This is a genomic window from Olsenella sp. KH1P3 (genome assembly GCF_900167315.1).
Taxonomy (GTDB): domain Bacteria; phylum Actinomycetota; class Coriobacteriia; order Coriobacteriales; family Atopobiaceae; genus Olsenella_J; species Olsenella_J umbonata_A.
The window spans coordinates 1-15,057 of the sequence record NZ_FUWQ01000008.1 but is presented as its reverse complement, the minus strand read 5'-3'; the positions used below and the strand labels follow the sequence as shown (position 1 = coordinate 15,057).

The window sequence follows — 15,057 nt, the reverse complement described above, 5'->3', positions numbered from 1 at the left end:
ACTACATCTCTCCCCTCATGAGCTCAAACGCGCGCTCGACTGCCTCGTCGTGGGTCGCGCCCTTCTCCATCTCTTGCCCCACGCGCACCATGATCTTGTGGTACTCCGTGGGAATGACCTTCACAAAGTGCTTCTTCAGAACGCTGAAGCGGAAGAGCATCTTGATGCCACGCGGACTGCGCGTGCGGCGCACGTGCTCCTCAATGAGGGCGCGGATCTGCTCGAGCTCGTGCGCGGTGGGCTCCATGAGCTCGACCATGTCGTGGTTGCAGTTGGCATCGAGCGTGCCGAACTCGTCGAACACGTAGGCCACGCCGCCGCTCATGCCGGCCGCAAAGTTCTGGCCGACCTCGCCCAGGATCAGGGCGACGCCGCCGGTCATGTACTCGCAGCCGTGGTTGCCCACGCCCTCGGCGACCAGGGTGGCGCCAGAGTTGCGCACGCCGAAGCGCTGGCCGGCAAGGCCGTTGACGAAGCCCTTGCCCGAGGTCGCACCGTAGAACGCGACGTTGCCCACGCAGACGTTCTCGTCAAACTTGAAGCTGGCATCGGGGTGCGGCGCCACCGCGAGGATGCCGCCGGAAAGGCCCTTGCCGAAGTAGTCGTTGGCGTCACCGGAGATGTTGATCGTCACGCCAGCAGGCAGGAAGGCGCCGAAGCTCTGGCCGCCAGAGCCCTCGCAGTCGATGGTGACGGAGCCCTCGGGCAGGCCCTCGGGGTGCGCGGTGGTGATGGCTGAGCCCAGCATGGTGCCCACGCAGCGGTTGACGTTGGCGATGTCGGCGCGGAAGCGAATCGGCTCCAGGTGGCGACGGGCGTGCTTGGTGTAGGGCACGAACAGCGTGGCGTCGAGCGTGGAGCCAAGCTGCGCGTCGAATGCCATGCTCGGCAGGTAGTGCCTGCAGTCAGCGCCCTCGATGCTGGTGCCGAAGACGGTCTTGGGCTGGACGAGAAGGGCGCTCAGGTCGCACTTGTTGGCCTTCTCGTTTCCGGGGACCTCGACCTGCTTGAGGCACTCGGGGTGGCCGACCATGTCTTCCACGGTGCGGAAGCCCAGCTGGGCCATGATCTCGCGCAGCTCCTGCGCGACGAAGCGCATAAAGTTGACGACGTGCTCGGGCTTGCCGGCAAAGTGGCCGCGCAGGCGGGCGTTCTGCGTGCAGATGCCCACGGGGCAGGTGTCCTGCTGGCAGTCGCGCTGCATCAAGCAGCCCATGGCCAGAAGCGGGGCGGTTGCGAAGCCGAACTCCTCGGCACCCATGAGCGCCGCGACGGCGACGTCGCGGCCGTCCATAAGCTTGCCGTCGGCCTCGAGGACGATGCGCGAGCGCAGGCCGTTGGCGACCAGCGTCTGCTGGGCCTCGGCCAGACCGAGCTCCAGGGGCAGGCCGGCGTGGTAGACGGAGTCGCGCGGAGCCGCGCCCGTGCCGCCGTTGGCACCAGAGATCGTGATCTTGCCCGCGCCGCCCTTGGCGACGCCCGTGGCGATGGTGCCGACGCCGGCCTCGGAGACCAGCTTGACCGAGATGCGCGCCTGCGGGTTGGCGTTCTGCAGGTCGAAGATGAGCTCGGCCAGGTCCTCGATCGAGTAGATGTCGTGGTGGGGCGGAGGCGAGATCAGGCCGACGCCCGGGGTGGAGCGGCGCACGCGGGCGACCCACGGCCACACCTTGCGGCCGGGAAGGTGACCGCCCTCGCCGGGCTTGGCGCCCTGGGCCATCTTGATCTGAATCTCGTTCGCGCTCGACAGGTAGCGGCTCGTGACGCCAAAGCGGCCGGAGGCGACCTGCTTGATGGCGGAGTTCATAGAGTCACCGTTGGGAAGCGGGGTCTCGCGACGCGGGTCCTCGCCGCCCTCGCCGGTGTTGGAGCGACCGCCCAGGCGGTTCATGGCGATGGCCAGGCACTCGTGCGCCTCCTGCGAGATGGCGCCGAAGCTCATGGCACCCGCGTTGAAGCGACGCACGATGGAGTCGACGGACTCGACCTCGTCCAGGGGGACGGGACCGGACTCCAGCGGTACGAGCTCGAGCAGGTCGCGCAGGACGATGGCGCGGCCGGCGCGGTGCAGGCGCTCGCTGTAGGAGCGGAACAGGTCGAAGTCACCCTTGCGGACCGACTGTTGCAGGTAGTAGATGGTCTCGGGGTCGATCATGTGCTCTTCTCCGCCAAGCGGGCGCCACTTGGTGAGGCCGGAGCTGGAGAGCTGGTCGGGAGCCGGGGTCTGGAGGAGCGACAGGGCCTCGTCATAGCGGCGCTCGGCCTCGCGCTGGACGTCGTCGACGTCCAGGCCGCCGATGCGGCTGGCCGTGCCGGCGAAGTTCTTGCGCACGAAGGAGTCGGCGAATCCGACGATCTCGAAGATCTGCGCGCCGTGGTAGCCCTGGAGCGTCGAGATGCCCATCTTGGACATGATCGAGACGATGCCAGCGGTCAGGGCCTTGTCGTAGTTGGCGACGGCGCCGTCCACGCTCTGCTTGAGGGCGCCGATCTCGACCAGATGGGCGATGCACTCGTGCGCCGCGTAGGGGTAGATGCCCGACGCGGAGTAGCCGACCAGGGTCGCGAAGTCATGCGGGGTGATGGCGTCGCCGCACTCCAGGATGATGTCGGCATTCATGCGCACGCCGGCGCGAATCAGATGGTTGTGCACGCAGCCCAGGGCCAAAAGCGAGGGGATGGGCACTTCTCCGTCGGCCGCGCGGTCGCTGATGGCGACGATGTTGCAGCCCGCCTTGACGGCAGCCTCGACGTCGTTTGCCAGCTTGTCGAGGGCGCGCTCGAGCGCGCCGGCACCCTCGTCGCGGACGTAGGTGGCCGAGAAGCGCGCGGCATGGAAGCTCGTGCGGTTGACGTGAGCGATGCGCTCATACTGCTCGCGGGAGAGGATGGGGCCGCCGAGGCGGATCAGGCGGCAGCTGTCACGGGCGTCCTCCAGGATGTTGCCGTGGTTGCCCAGGTAGAGCACGTTGGAGGTGACGACCTTCTCGCGCAGGGCGTCGATGGGCGGGTTGGTGACCTGGGCGAAGAGCTGGTTGAAGTAGTTGAAGAAGGACTGCGGGCGCTTGGAGAGCACGGGCAGGGGCACGTCGGCGCCCATGGAGGTGAGGGGCGCCTTGCCCGTCTGGGCCATGGGGCGCACGGACTCGTCCACGTCGTCGTAGTGGTAGCCCAGCTTGGCGAGGCGCACCGTCAGGTCGAGGCCGGCGTCGCGCGGCGCCTCGACGTCGGTCGGGGCGGCCAGGTCGGACACGTCAAGCGTCTCGGCGGCCAGCCAGTCGCGGTAGGGCTTCTGGGCGGCGAGGCCGTCGCGGATCTCGTCGTTCCACAGGACGCGACCCTGGCTCGGGTCGACCAGGAGCATCTCGCCGGGACCGAGGCAGCCGGTCTGCAGGATGTTGCCGGGCTCGATGTCGAGCGGGCCGACCTCGGAGGCGAGGATCATGCGGTCGTCGCGCGTGAGGTAGAAGCGGGCGGGGCGCAGGCCGTTGCGGTCGAGCACGGCGCCCAGCTTGCGGCCATCGGTGAAGGCGACGGCGGCGGGACCGTCCCAGGGCTCCATCAGCATGGACTGGTAGGCGTCGAAGGCGCGGCGCTTGTCGGAGAGCTGCGGGTTGTGGTCCCACGGCTCGGGGATCATCAGCGAGACGGCGCGCTCGAGGCTCCTGCCGTTCATCGTGAGGAACTCGAGCACGTTGTCGAGGATCGCAGAGTCGGAGCCCTCGCGGTTGATGATGGGGACGACCTTGCTGAGGTCGCGGCCGAGCTGGGGCGAGTACAGGTTCGGCTCGCGCGAGCGGATCCAGTTGACGTTGCCGCGCAGGGTGTTGATCTCGCCGTTGTGGATGATCATGCGGTTGGGGTGCGCGCGCTCCCAGCTGGGCGTGGTGTTGGTGGAGTAGCGCGAGTGCACCAGGGCGATGGCTGACTCGACCGCGGCGTCGTTGAGGTCGAGGAAGAAGCGGCGCATCTGCGTGGCGACAAGCATGCCCTTATAGACAATGGTGCGGCTGGACATCGAGCACACGTAGAAGATCTTGCCCTCGAGGGCGTGCTCGGCGTCCGCACGTCTCTCGATGGTGCGACGGCACACGTAGAGCCTGCGCTCGAAGTCGTCGCCAGGCTCGACGTCGTCGGGGCGCGCGATGAAGGCCTGAACAATGGTCGGCATGCAGGCACGAGCGGTCTCGCCCAGGTCGTGCGCGTCGGTGGGAACGTCACGCCAGAACAGGAGCTTGAGGCCCTCGGCCATACAGCCGTCCTCGAACACGCGCTTGGCGGCCTGGATGCCGTCCTCGTCGCGCGGCAGGAACAGCATGGCCACGGCGTAGTCGCCCTCGTCGGGCAGGATCTGACCATAGCGCTGCGAGACCTTGCGGAAGAAGCGGTGCGGCAGCTGGAAGAGGATGCCGGCGCCATCGCCGGTGTTGCTCTCGAGGCCCTTGCCACCACGGTGCTCAAGGTTGACCAGGATGGACAGGGCGTCGTCGACCGTCTGGTGCGAGCGAATGCCATGAAGGTGGGCGATGGCTCCGATGCCGCAGGCATCGTGGTCGAACGACGGGTCGTACAGACCGTTGCTCCACCTGCCCAGATTGTCTGTGTTCTCGTGTTCCATAATTATGTGCTTCCCCTTCCCCTCTCGCCCGCGAGCGCGGCGGCTTGCGTTTCTCGCTGCCCCATGCCGCGCAATTCTCTTCGCGCGAATGGCTTCCGTGAGTCACGTTGCGTGTAGCGAATCTTTCTAAGAATCGTCCGTGCGCACTCTAATGCAACCGGACGAAATTCAGACGTTGCAGCTAGTTAACAAACTTGTGCGTGTTGTTGGCGTGGTTGTTGAGAAATGCCCAGTTGGATGACGTATCATGGCCCAGGTAATTCATTTCATCGCTATTTTGTGTATCAACAGAATCGCTCAAAATGCGTCACATGCGCGAAACGCTACGCGAGTAGGCTCAGTCGCGTATTGAATTGGACCTGTGCGCCCCACGGCACAGGACATCACCGATCCCCCAAGGAGGGACGTTCATGGCAAGTGATAAGGTCTCAGAGGAGTACGGCAGTCTTGTCTTCACCGACGCTGACATGCGCCAGCGCCTACCCAAGCCGACGTACAAGGAACTCCGACGCGTTATCGACGAGGGCAAGGACATCAACCTCAACATCGCCAACGAGGTTGCCCACGCAATGAAGGAGTGGGCTCTCGAGAAGGGTGCCACGCACTTCACGCACTGGTTCCAGCCCCTCACCGGCATCACCTCGGAGAAGCACGACAGCTTCATAAATCCCAATGGCGACGGCACGGTCCTGATGGCGTTCTCCGGCAAGGAACTCGTCCAGGGCGAGCCGGACGCCTCGTCCTTCCCCAGCGGCGGCCTGCGCGCGACCTTCGAGGCCCGCGGCTACACCGTGTGGGACCCCATGAGCCCCGTCTTCATCAAGGACGAGGTCCTCTGTATCCCCACCGCCTTCATCAGCTACACCGGCGAGGCCCTCGACAAGAAGACCCCGCTCCTTCGCTCCGAGGCGGCTGTCGAGCGCGAGGCCAAGCGCGTCCTCGCCCTCTTCGGCAAGCAGCCCAAGCGCGTCTTCACCACCTGTGGTCCCGAGCAGGAGTACTTCCTGATCCAGGAGGACGACTACAAGGCCCGCCCGGACCTCATCCTCACCGGCCGTACCCTCTTTGGCTGCGAGCCCGCCAAGGGCCAGGAGCTCGAGGAGCACTACTTTGGCGCCATCCGTCCCTCCGTCAACGCCTTCATGAAGGAGGTTGACGACGAGCTCTGGAAGCTGGGCATCCCCGCTCGCACCAAGCACAACGAGGTCGCCCCCTGCCAGCACGAGCTCGCCCCCATCTTCGAGCAGGGCTCCGTTGCCATCGACAACAACCTGCTGACCATGGAGAAGCTCAAGCTCATGGCCACCCACTACGGCCTCGCCTGCCTCGAGCACGAGAAGCCCTTCGAGTACGTGAACGGCTCCGGCAAGCACGACAACTGGTCGCTCTCCGCTGACTCCGAGAACCTCCTCGAGCCTGGCGACAACCCCGAGGACAACCTGCAGTTCCTGGTCTTCCTCGCCTGCCTGGTCGCAGCCGTCGACGAGCACGCCGACCTGCTGCGCGCAGCCGTCGCCTCCGCCGGCAACGATCACCGTCTGGGCGCCAACGAGGCTCCTCCCGCGATTGTCTCCATCTTCCTGGGCGACGCCCTCACCCCGGTCGTCGACGCCCTCATCAAGAAGGAGCACGCCGAGTCCCACGGCCGCGAGCGCGTTGACCTGGGCGTCCCCGCTCTGCCCAACATCCTGCGCGACAATACCGACCGCAACCGCACCAGCCCGTTCGCCTTCACGGGCAACAAGTTCGAGTTCCGCATGTGCGGCAGCCAGCAGAACCTCTCCGACTGCAACGTCGCGCTCAACGCCGCCGTCGCCGAGCAGTGCGAGCGCTTCTGCGACTACATCGCAGCCCACGAGGACCTGGACTTCATGGCCGCGGCCATGCGCTTCGTCCGCCACACCTTCCGTGACCACCAGCGCATCCTGTTCGACGGCAACGGCTACTCCGAGGACTGGGAGAAGGAGGCCGAGAAGCGCGGCCTGCTGAACAACAAGACCACGCCCGACGCCCTCCCCTGCCTGGTCGAGCAGAAGAACATCGAGTTCTTCGAGAAGTTCAACGTCCTCTCCGAGGCCGAGTCTCGCGCCCGCTACGTCGCCGCGGCCGAGCAGTACAGCAAGCTGCTCAACATCGAGGCCAACACCATGGTCACCATGGCCCGCAACCTCTACACGCCCGCAATCTCGCAGTACTCCGGCGACCTGGCCTCCAGCGTCGCGACGAAGGCCGAGATCGGCGTCGCAAGCAAGACCGAGAAGGACCTCGTCGCGACGCTGACCCAGGGCCTCGAGGACATCCGCGTCGCAGCCGACGAGCTCGAGGAGAAGAACGTCGCCGCCCGCTCCGCAGAGGACGTCCAGAAGCAGGACGACGCCTACCGCGACGACGTCGTTCCCGCGATGGCCAAGCTCCGCGCGGCCGTCGACGGCATGGAGAAGATCTGCGCCAAGGACTACTGGCCGGTTCCCTCCTACAATGACATGCTGTTCTACGTCTAAGGACGGGGCACGGAGTCACACATAGGCTCAGGTCAAGGGACCTCCGGCACGCGTCGGAGGTCCCTTTTTGTTCCTATGCGCACCATCCCGTGCCCACGGGCTATCATGTGAGCCAAGAAGGCGTCAGCACGCCACGCCATCGAACGGGAGGACACATGAGCGAGATCGCGACCAAGCCCCTCAGAATATTCGACCTGCACTGCGACACGCTCGATGCGCTCTGCATGAACGACGCGAGTGCGTTCGTCTCGCTCCCATCGATCCCAGCTGGCTCAGACATGGTCGGCAATCCCCTGCAGCTGGCAGCCGAGCGTATGGCCACCGCGGGACAGTGGTGCCAGTGCTACGCCATCTGGGTCCCCGACGACCTCGCGGGCACGGGACTGACGGCGCACGAGTTCTACGACAGGGTGGCCGCCTACTATCATGGCCAGCTGGCCGCACACCCCTCAGAGCTCCATGGCATCCGCGACGGCCGCACCATCGAAGGGGCGCTCGCACAGGGCGGAGTCGGCTGCATGCTCACCGTCGAGAACGGATCTCCCCTGGAAGACGGCATGGAGGTTCTGGACCAGATGCACGCCGACGGCGTCAAGATGATGACCCTGGTCTGGAACGGTCAAAACCGCATTGCCTCGGGCAACGACACCCAGGACGGCATGTCCGCCTTCGGGCGCTCGGTTGTGCGCCGCATGGAGAGGCTCAAGATGGTCGTCGACGTTTCGCACCTGAACGATGCCGGCTTCAAGGACCTCCTGGCCTGCTCCGAGCGTCCCTTCGTGGCAACCCACTCCAACAGCAGGGCCATCTGCGCACACCCGCGCAACCTGACCGACTACCAGTTCAGGGCGATTGCGGACCGCGGTGGCCTGGTGGGAATCAACTACTACCGCGCCTTCGTGAGCGAGCGCTTCGGCCTCGACCACGGCGAGCCCGGACCCGGCCGGCCGGAGGTGAGCTTCGACGACCTGTCATACCACATCGACCATATGCTCGAACTCGACGGTCAGGGCACCATCGCACTGGGCAGCGACTTCGACGGCAGCGAGACGCCCTCGTGGCTCTCGGGCGCACAGGACCTGCCCCGTTTCTACGAGCTGATCGCAGGGCGCTTTGGCGCAGACGTGGCCGACGACATGTTCTTCAACAACGCGGCGCGCTTCTTCGCACGCAACGAGGAGCTGTAGCCCAATAGGCTACGCTTGCTCGTGACCGCGGCCGAAGCCCTCGGATATCTTGGTAATGCCACCAAACACCAGGGCGCCTCCAGCGAGCACTACGGCAAAGTCGGCAACCATGAAGGGCGCCGCCGCGACGATAAGCCCCAACAGAATGACGATGCTGCTGGCGATCACGCGCGGCGTGAAGATGGGCATGCCGGTTCCCGCGCGCAGCAGGGACGCGACCTGAAGCGACGTGATGCCCGAAAGCACGATGCCGAAGCCCAGAATCACAAAGAGCCACACCACAAACATGCCGGGCATGCTGATGAGCAGAAGGCCAAACAGGAACTCAATCACGCCGACGTAGAAGTCCGCCTGCGCGAAGAGCGCGCTAAATCGCCGGAATGAGCTCAGCAACGTCAGGACGCCCATGATCACCACGACCCAGCCGATGACGCCGATTGCGAAAGTCGTGACGCCGGCGGGATTCATGAGCATATAGAGTCCCAGGATAACCGCCGCGAAGCCCTCGATAAGCATGCCGGCCCTGGAGCGCTCGTACGTGTTCATGTTGACCTCCCCACAGAAGCGCCCGGCCTGGCACCCCGGAGCGCGTTGCATTTGTCATCACAAAACCATCATAAAACTACGGCACGCCCCGAGAGGTATGAATATCTCTCGAGTGCCTCTTTTTCTGGCCAAACGCGCACCACACGCGCGTAGACTATGCAACTTGCAAAGCCCCGCATCCAATGGAGCAACCCCCGAACCAAGAAGTGGAGAAGAGCGTGGCAAAGGCAGCTTCAAGGTCTCTCGACGTCACCCAGGGTGTCATCTGGAAGCAGCTGCTCAAGCTGTGTCTGCCCGTGTTCTTCTCGTCCTTCTTCCAGCAGGCATACTCGCTGATCAACGTGTTCGTGGTGGGGCACTCCTCCGGCAGCACCACCGCCGTCGCCGCGGTCCAGGCAACCTCGGCTCTCACCGACCTCGTGGTGGGATTCTCGGTGGGAATGGGCGTAGGCTTCAGCATCGTCGTCGCGCAGTACTTCGGCGCCCACGAGCAGCACAAGCTCTCGGTGGGCATGCACACGGCCATGGGCATCGCGCTTGCGTTCGGGGCCCTTTGCTCGGTCGCGGGCGTGCTGCTGTGCGGCAGCATCCTCTCGTGGATGGGGACGCCCCAGGACATCTTTGCCGAAGCCCAGGACTTCGCCCGCGTCTACCTGGGCGCCATGATCTTCTCGGTCACCTTCAACACGGGCTCTGCCCTGCAGCGCGCCGTAGGAGACACCCGCACGCCGGCCATCATCGTCGCCTCGTCGTGCGTGGTGAACGTGCTGATGGACCTGCTGTTCGTCCTCTACCTGGACCTGGGCGCACGCGGATGCGGCATCGCGACCGCCTGCTCGCTGGCCTTTGGCTCCCTGGCGACCCTCTGGCAGCTCACGCACGTCGAAGGCGCCTGGCGCATCCGCCTGCGCGACCTTCGCATCGACCCCAAGATGGCCCGTGTCATGGTCAAGACCGGACTGCCCCTTGCCCTGCAGTCGTCGGCCTACACCGTCTCGAACATCATCGTGCAGTCCGCCATCAACAGCTTCGGAACCAGCCACATCGCGGCTTGGGGCCTCTCCGGCAGGCTCGACTCGCCCGTCTGGACCGTGTCTGAGGCGCTGGGCTCCTCGGTCACCACGTTCTCGGCGCAGAACTTCGGCGCCCGCAACCACGAGCGCATGCGCAAGGGGCTGCATACCTCACTGCTCATGACCGTCGTCGTCATCGGTAGTCTGGCAAGCACCGTCATGGCGCTCGCGCACCCGCTTTCGATTTTCTTCCTGCAGGACGAGCGGGTCGCCAACCTAACGACGCAAGTCATCATGACCCTGGGGCCGTTCTACCTGTGCTACTCCGTGATGGCGAACTTCGCTGGCACCATCCGCGGCTCGGGCGAGAGCCTGCGTCCCATGCTGCTGACGCTCTTCGGCACCTGCCTGCTGCGCGTCGTCTGGCTGCTGGTGTTCATCCCACGGCACCACGACTTCACACTGGTGCTCATGAGCTACCCCGCAACCTGGATCATCACCGCGGTCCTGTTCGCGCTGTACTACCGCTACGGGCACTGGATGCGCCACGCAGCCGACCACGAGGCCGAGCGCATGGCGCTCTAGGGAAGCAAGAAGCCCAACGTGCTTGTTTGGTCACGCTCACGTATACGCGGCCAATTAAAGTCCAATCGTAGCCCTAAACTCTTACTCACGTGAACGTCTTTCCCTTTCGGGAATGACACAAAGTGATTGGAGAAGGACATGGCAGAACCCTATCTGGTGCTTGGCCTGGACCCCGGCATCGCCAGCTGCGGCTTCGCACTCCTCGACCTGAGCAACCATCAAATCCTAGAGATGGGCTCCCACCTCTTTGATGTCCCGCAGGAAGACAAGACCAAGGTAAGCCTCGCCACCGGCAGACGCATGGCACGCAGCGCCCGGCGCAACAACGCCAGGACCAAGAACCGCCAGAAGCATTGCATGCAGCTCCTAAAAGAGGCTGGCATGGTCCCCGAAGATGCCACGAAGCAGTGGTTCCAATCGGCAAAGGGTGATCGCCCCCTGCTCGAGCTTCGTTTTGCCGGCCTCGAGCGCCTTCTGACGAACAGGGAGTTCGCCCAGATCCTCTATTCGCTCTCCGCGCGCAGGGGCTACATCCCCCATGGCGAAGGCCGCATCAGCAAGCTGAGCGACGTGGACGCCTCCGGAGCGGCGGACGAGGAATCCGGAAAGGTCCTCAAAGCCATCGGACAGAACAACAAGCTGATGGCATCGGGCGAGTACCGCACCGTAGGAGAGATGTTCCATGCTCAGGGCAAATCTCGCAACAAGGGCGGCTCGTACGAGCTCTGCGTCCTCAACAGCCAGATCATCGACGAGGTTCACGTGCTCTTCGACACGCAACGAAAGCACCGGAACCCCGTTGCTACCGAAGAGCTTGAGCAGAGGTACATCGACAACCTCACCTGGGAAAAGAAGTCCCTTGACCACGATGCCAAGGTCTACTCACTCGTCGGGAAGTGCTCCTACTTCCCGACGGAGATGCGCGCAGCTCGCGCAGACCTCACTTCCGAGCTATGCAACGCCTATGAGCGCCTTGGCCACCTGCGCATGGTCAACGCAGACGGTCAGGAATCATCGCTCAGCCCCGAGCAGATAGACATCTACCTTTCCATTCTGTTCTCGACGGAACAACTCAAGGGGGCAAAGGCGAAGGTCACCTACGCACGCATTCGCAAGGATCTCAACCTGTCTGCCCACATCTTCTTTAAGGGAATTGACTCCGACGACGAGAAAAAACGCGAGGTCTATGTCCCCAAAGTCTGGCATAACATGCGCAATCACCTTTCAACCGAACTCATGCAAAAGTTGTGGGACAACCGTGGTCTGGCGGATAGCGTGACCGAGGCTCTCACGTACGCGAGCAGCGAAGAGAGCCTCTTGTTCCAGCTCGACGGCCTTGACCTTACGGACGACCAAAAGGATGAGATTCTCGGCCTTCCCTTCTCGGGAAAGCTATACAAGGGCTATGGGTCCAGAAGCCTTAAGGCCCTCGAGATGCTTGTAGATTCGTTTGAGGACCCAAGCGTAGTCACGCTCAAGGACGCGGAAGAGGCATCTGGGCTCCTGGGAATGAGACTCAGCAAGGACGGACAGAGGTCAACGCTCCTTCCGTCCTACAGCAGCTATGACAAAGAGTGCAGGAACCCCGTCGTCCTTAGGGCCATGGGACGCATGCGTCACATCGTGAACGCAATCATTCGAATCTACGGAGTTCCTGACGAGATTCACATTGAACTCGGTCGAGACCTCAAAAGGTCAAAGCGCGAGAAAGACCTCATCGCCAAAAGAAACCGAGCGAATGAGAAGAACAATAGTCGTTGGGCGGAACAGGCGGCCGACATCCTCAAGATAGATCCCGAGGAAGTTCGTCCCAAGGTGCTGCGCAAGATGGCTCTTTGGGAGGAGCAAGACGGATTTGACGCCTACACGGGCGCGAAAATCGAACTCGAAAAGATGATTCTGGACGACAAGTATTGCGAGATCGACCACGTCCTTCCCTACTCACGCACTTGCGACGACAGCCGCAGCAACAAGGTCCTCGTGCTTGCGAAGTCAAACCAGGACAAGCGCGAGAGAACCCCATACGAGTGGATGACACAAGACGCTGGAAAAGGTGCGCCCAGGTGGGAAGAGTACCAGGCACGCGTCGTCAACAATCATCACATTTCCCCGCGCAAGCGTCGCTACCTGCTCAACAACAACCTAGGTGAAGACCAGCAAAAGGAGTTCCTGGCACGCAACCTCAACGACGACAGGTACATGTCGCGTGCCGTCAAGGCCTACCTCGAAGACACGCTGCTTTACCCGGAAGATGGCAGGAAGCAGCATGTCGTCGCGGTTGCCGGTGGCGCCACAGGTAACCTTCGCCATGTCTGGGGACTGAACTTCGGTTCATTTGGCACAAAGGATCGCTCGGACAACCGTCACCATGCAGTTGATGCCTGCGTGATTGCGGCCTGCTCGCAAGGAACGGTGCAGAGGGTTGCAAAGGCAAGCTCCCTCGGTCGTAACACGCTCAAACAAGTAAGAAAGGAGCGCTTTGCGGAGACCCAGCCCTGGCTGACATTCGCAGACGAGGTAAAGGCGCGCAGGGAGTTTGTCATCCCCACGCGCATGGTCTCACACGGGGTGACGGGACGAGCTTTCGAAGATACGAATTACCGCTTCGATGGCCTGACGGACGAAAAAAAGAAGCTGTCCCTCCTGTATGGGAACAAGAAGTTCACGAAAAAGGGAAATGTCGTCATCGGGAAGGACGGCAACGCACATCTGGTTGACGGCATGGCGTTCCTGCGTCTTTGGCTCGATCCAACCGGAAGGAAAGGCAAGGGCAAGTGGTACGCCGATCCCGTCTATTACGCCGATATCCCCGCCATACAAAATGGCACCTATCAACCACGAGCCGCAAAAGCGCATGTAGCTCGTACCGCATGGGAGTCCATTCCTGAAAGCGCGCTTGCCTCAAAACCAGTCGTCGTCTTTAGGGGTGACGTTATTACCGTTGGAGATGTAGCCGCTCGCTTCTGCCGTTTCGACATCAACGGTTTATCGCTCACAATGAAATCCCTCTCTACCGAAGACGAATGCAAATCTTTCCCCCCGATGAGCAGATGGGACAACAAACATCGCCCCGTCGTATTACAAGAAGACTGTCTTGGCCACTGCTACGACGGATTGACGCCCAGCTCATTAGAAAACTAGCGTTAGCTGCGGTCCAACATCAGGAAGGTCCTTGCGAACCAGCGTGTTCACAAGGACCTTCCTGCTCTCAAATTGCTTCTCGGTCAATTCGATAACGGTAACTTCTCCCGCAGCGGGAAGATTAGCCCTAAGCCGTTCGACATGAGTCACTGCGCTATCCCTCGAAAGCAAAATGCGAGAGTACACGCTATATTGCTCCATATGGTATCCGTCATTGATAAGAAACTTTCGAAACTGAGCGTACGATTTGCGTTCAGCCTTACTTCCAGTTGGAAGATCAAACAACACGAGAAGTCTCATAATTCTCATTTCTACTCACATCCAGCGTTTCTAAACGTTGTAATTGCTGGTAGTAGAAGCACGCCCGGATCCCTGTCTTTAACAGCTTGCTTCAACGAGCTCAATTCAAGCTCAATAGCATTTTGAACGGTCGTTTCTTTATCATCGACACGCACTATTAGGGAGAAAACTGAAGCTAGCATCGCCTTCTTTTCGGGAGTTAATTCGCCCTCCAATCTCTCCTTTGCGACAAGCAAATCAACAATAGGGCGAAAGGGCTCTATGAGATCGTCGACCAGATTAAATGCGTTGAGGCTGCTTGAGTGATGGATGCCACGAGAGACAAGCCATCCCCCCGCGACGGCCGCACGACCAACACCCGCCCTCAACACTGCATATCCGTAATCGAGAGGAGCCGTACTTGGCCCCTCTCGCCTTTTTCCTTCAAAAATATACCGACGAAAATAAACGGACGCGGCTGCAGATTCCCTATTTGACGTATCGCCAGACAAGACCTCGGAAGCAAACTTCCTTACAGACAAGCCCTCCTGACCGATAAGATCAAGAACATTGGCCTGATTCTCTATTTTTTGCCGGACGATCCTTTGCCACAGCTGCTTTTTCAAGGGTTTTGAAATAGCAAGCTGGTCTTCCACAATAGCCGCATGCCTAGAGTGCGCCCCTAGGGGAAGGAACAGACCGTTGGGCATGTGATCATTTCCGCAAAGCATTACGCCGACGCCGCAATCAGCTAGGCAAGACAGGGCCGTAGTTGATATCTGCGCGTAATGCGTTTCAAGTATTACGACCCAAATGTCTTCAAGGGGAACAGAAGCTCTTCCTCTATCGCTCTCAACAAGAAGAGCAGAATGCCGAACAGATACCTTTGCCGGATTCTGAATGCAAATTGTCCTTTTGGGCATAGCAACCCCCATGATTCTGAGGTAGAATGCATTCGTCTAAGCAAGATGTACCAACTGGGGAGTTGCAATCGTGCGTAGACAAGGGGATCACTTAGGTGATTACCCGCAAGGTTAGCCCATCGGTGTGAATGCACCGGTGGGCGATCCTTTTTTATCGGCAGGTAATCTCTATTTTCAGATTTTTGGGTTTCGTCCAGTCATAATGACCAAGTTTTTGACATTTTCTTACAATACCCCGGCGGCCTCTCCCCTGTTTACTAGGGG

Annotated in this window: 8 protein-coding genes; 4 read left to right on the top strand and 4 right to left on the bottom strand. The window is 61.7% G+C overall.

Going from position 1 to position 15,057, the window contains the following annotated elements; all coding sequences use genetic code 11:
* Position 1: 1 nt before the first annotated feature.
* A complete protein-coding gene (gene gltB / locus B5D13_RS08130; protein ID WP_078687809.1) occupies positions 2–4,618 on the bottom strand; it encodes a glutamate synthase large subunit in 4,617 nt (1,538 codons plus the stop codon).
* 410 nt (positions 4,619–5,028) lie between these two features.
* On the opposite strand from gltB, the gene B5D13_RS08125 reads away from it, so the two are divergent.
* Together B5D13_RS08125 and B5D13_RS08120 are read left to right on the top strand one after the other, a co-directional pair.
* A complete protein-coding gene (locus tag B5D13_RS08125) occupies positions 5,029–7,119 on the top strand; it encodes a glutamine synthetase III family protein (RefSeq protein WP_078687808.1) in 2,091 nt (696 codons plus the stop codon).
* 155 nt (positions 7,120–7,274) lie between these two features.
* The gene (locus tag B5D13_RS08120) at positions 7,275–8,306 is read left to right on the top strand and encodes a dipeptidase (protein ID WP_078687807.1); all 1,032 of its coding nucleotides are present in this window, start codon (positions 7,275–7,277) and stop codon (positions 8,304–8,306) included.
* A gap of 9 nt (positions 8,307–8,315) precedes the next feature.
* On the opposite strand, the gene B5D13_RS08115 is transcribed toward B5D13_RS08120, so the two are convergent.
* Positions 8,316–8,852, bottom strand: a complete 537-nt coding sequence (locus tag B5D13_RS08115) for an HdeD family acid-resistance protein (RefSeq protein WP_159444016.1) — start codon at positions 8,850–8,852, stop codon at positions 8,316–8,318.
* Positions 8,853–9,070: 218 nt separating this feature from the next.
* Here B5D13_RS08115 and B5D13_RS08110 point away from each other — a divergent pair, with 218 nt between their 5' ends.
* Together B5D13_RS08110 and cas9 are read left to right on the top strand one after the other, a co-directional pair.
* Positions 9,071–10,450: an MATE family efflux transporter gene (locus B5D13_RS08110; protein WP_234970834.1), complete on the top strand. Its 1,380-nt coding sequence runs from the start codon at positions 9,071–9,073 to the stop codon at positions 10,448–10,450.
* Positions 10,451–10,588: 138 nt separating this feature from the next.
* Entirely contained in the window at positions 10,589–13,591 is a 3,003-nt protein-coding gene (gene cas9 / locus B5D13_RS08105; RefSeq protein WP_078687804.1) for a type II CRISPR RNA-guided endonuclease Cas9, read from the top strand.
* On the opposite strand, the gene cas2 is transcribed toward cas9, so the two are convergent.
* Positions 13,580–13,891, bottom strand: coding sequence for a CRISPR-associated endonuclease Cas2 (gene cas2 / locus B5D13_RS08910; RefSeq protein ID WP_078687843.1), 312 nt, complete (start codon positions 13,889–13,891; stop codon positions 13,580–13,582). The genes cas9 and cas2 overlap by 12 nt on opposite strands.
* A gap of 11 nt (positions 13,892–13,902) precedes the next feature.
* Positions 13,903–14,793: a type II CRISPR-associated endonuclease Cas1 gene (gene cas1, locus B5D13_RS08095; protein WP_159444015.1), complete on the bottom strand. Its 891-nt coding sequence runs from the start codon at positions 14,791–14,793 to the stop codon at positions 13,903–13,905.
* Between the last annotated feature and the right edge of the window lie 264 nt (positions 14,794–15,057).

Bases quoted from the DNA above. Each gene is read 5' to 3' on its own strand.
- gltB (WP_078687809.1), bottom strand. From the start codon at position 4,618: ATGGAACACGAGAACACAGACAATCTGGGCAGGTGGAGCAACGGTCTG.
- B5D13_RS08125 (WP_078687808.1), top strand. From the start codon at position 5,029: ATGGCAAGTGATAAGGTCTCAGAGGAGTACGGCAGTCTTGTCTTCACC.
- B5D13_RS08120 (WP_078687807.1), top strand. From the start codon at position 7,275: ATGAGCGAGATCGCGACCAAGCCCCTCAGAATATTCGACCTGCACTGC.
- B5D13_RS08115 (WP_159444016.1), bottom strand. From the start codon at position 8,852: ATGAACACGTACGAGCGCTCCAGGGCCGGCATGCTTATCGAGGGCTTC.
- cas9 (WP_078687804.1), top strand. From the start codon at position 10,589: ATGGCAGAACCCTATCTGGTGCTTGGCCTGGACCCCGGCATCGCCAGC.
- cas2 (WP_078687843.1), bottom strand. From the start codon at position 13,891: ATGAGACTTCTCGTGTTGTTTGATCTTCCAACTGGAAGTAAGGCTGAA.
- cas1 (WP_159444015.1), bottom strand. From the start codon at position 14,793: ATGCCCAAAAGGACAATTTGCATTCAGAATCCGGCAAAGGTATCTGTT.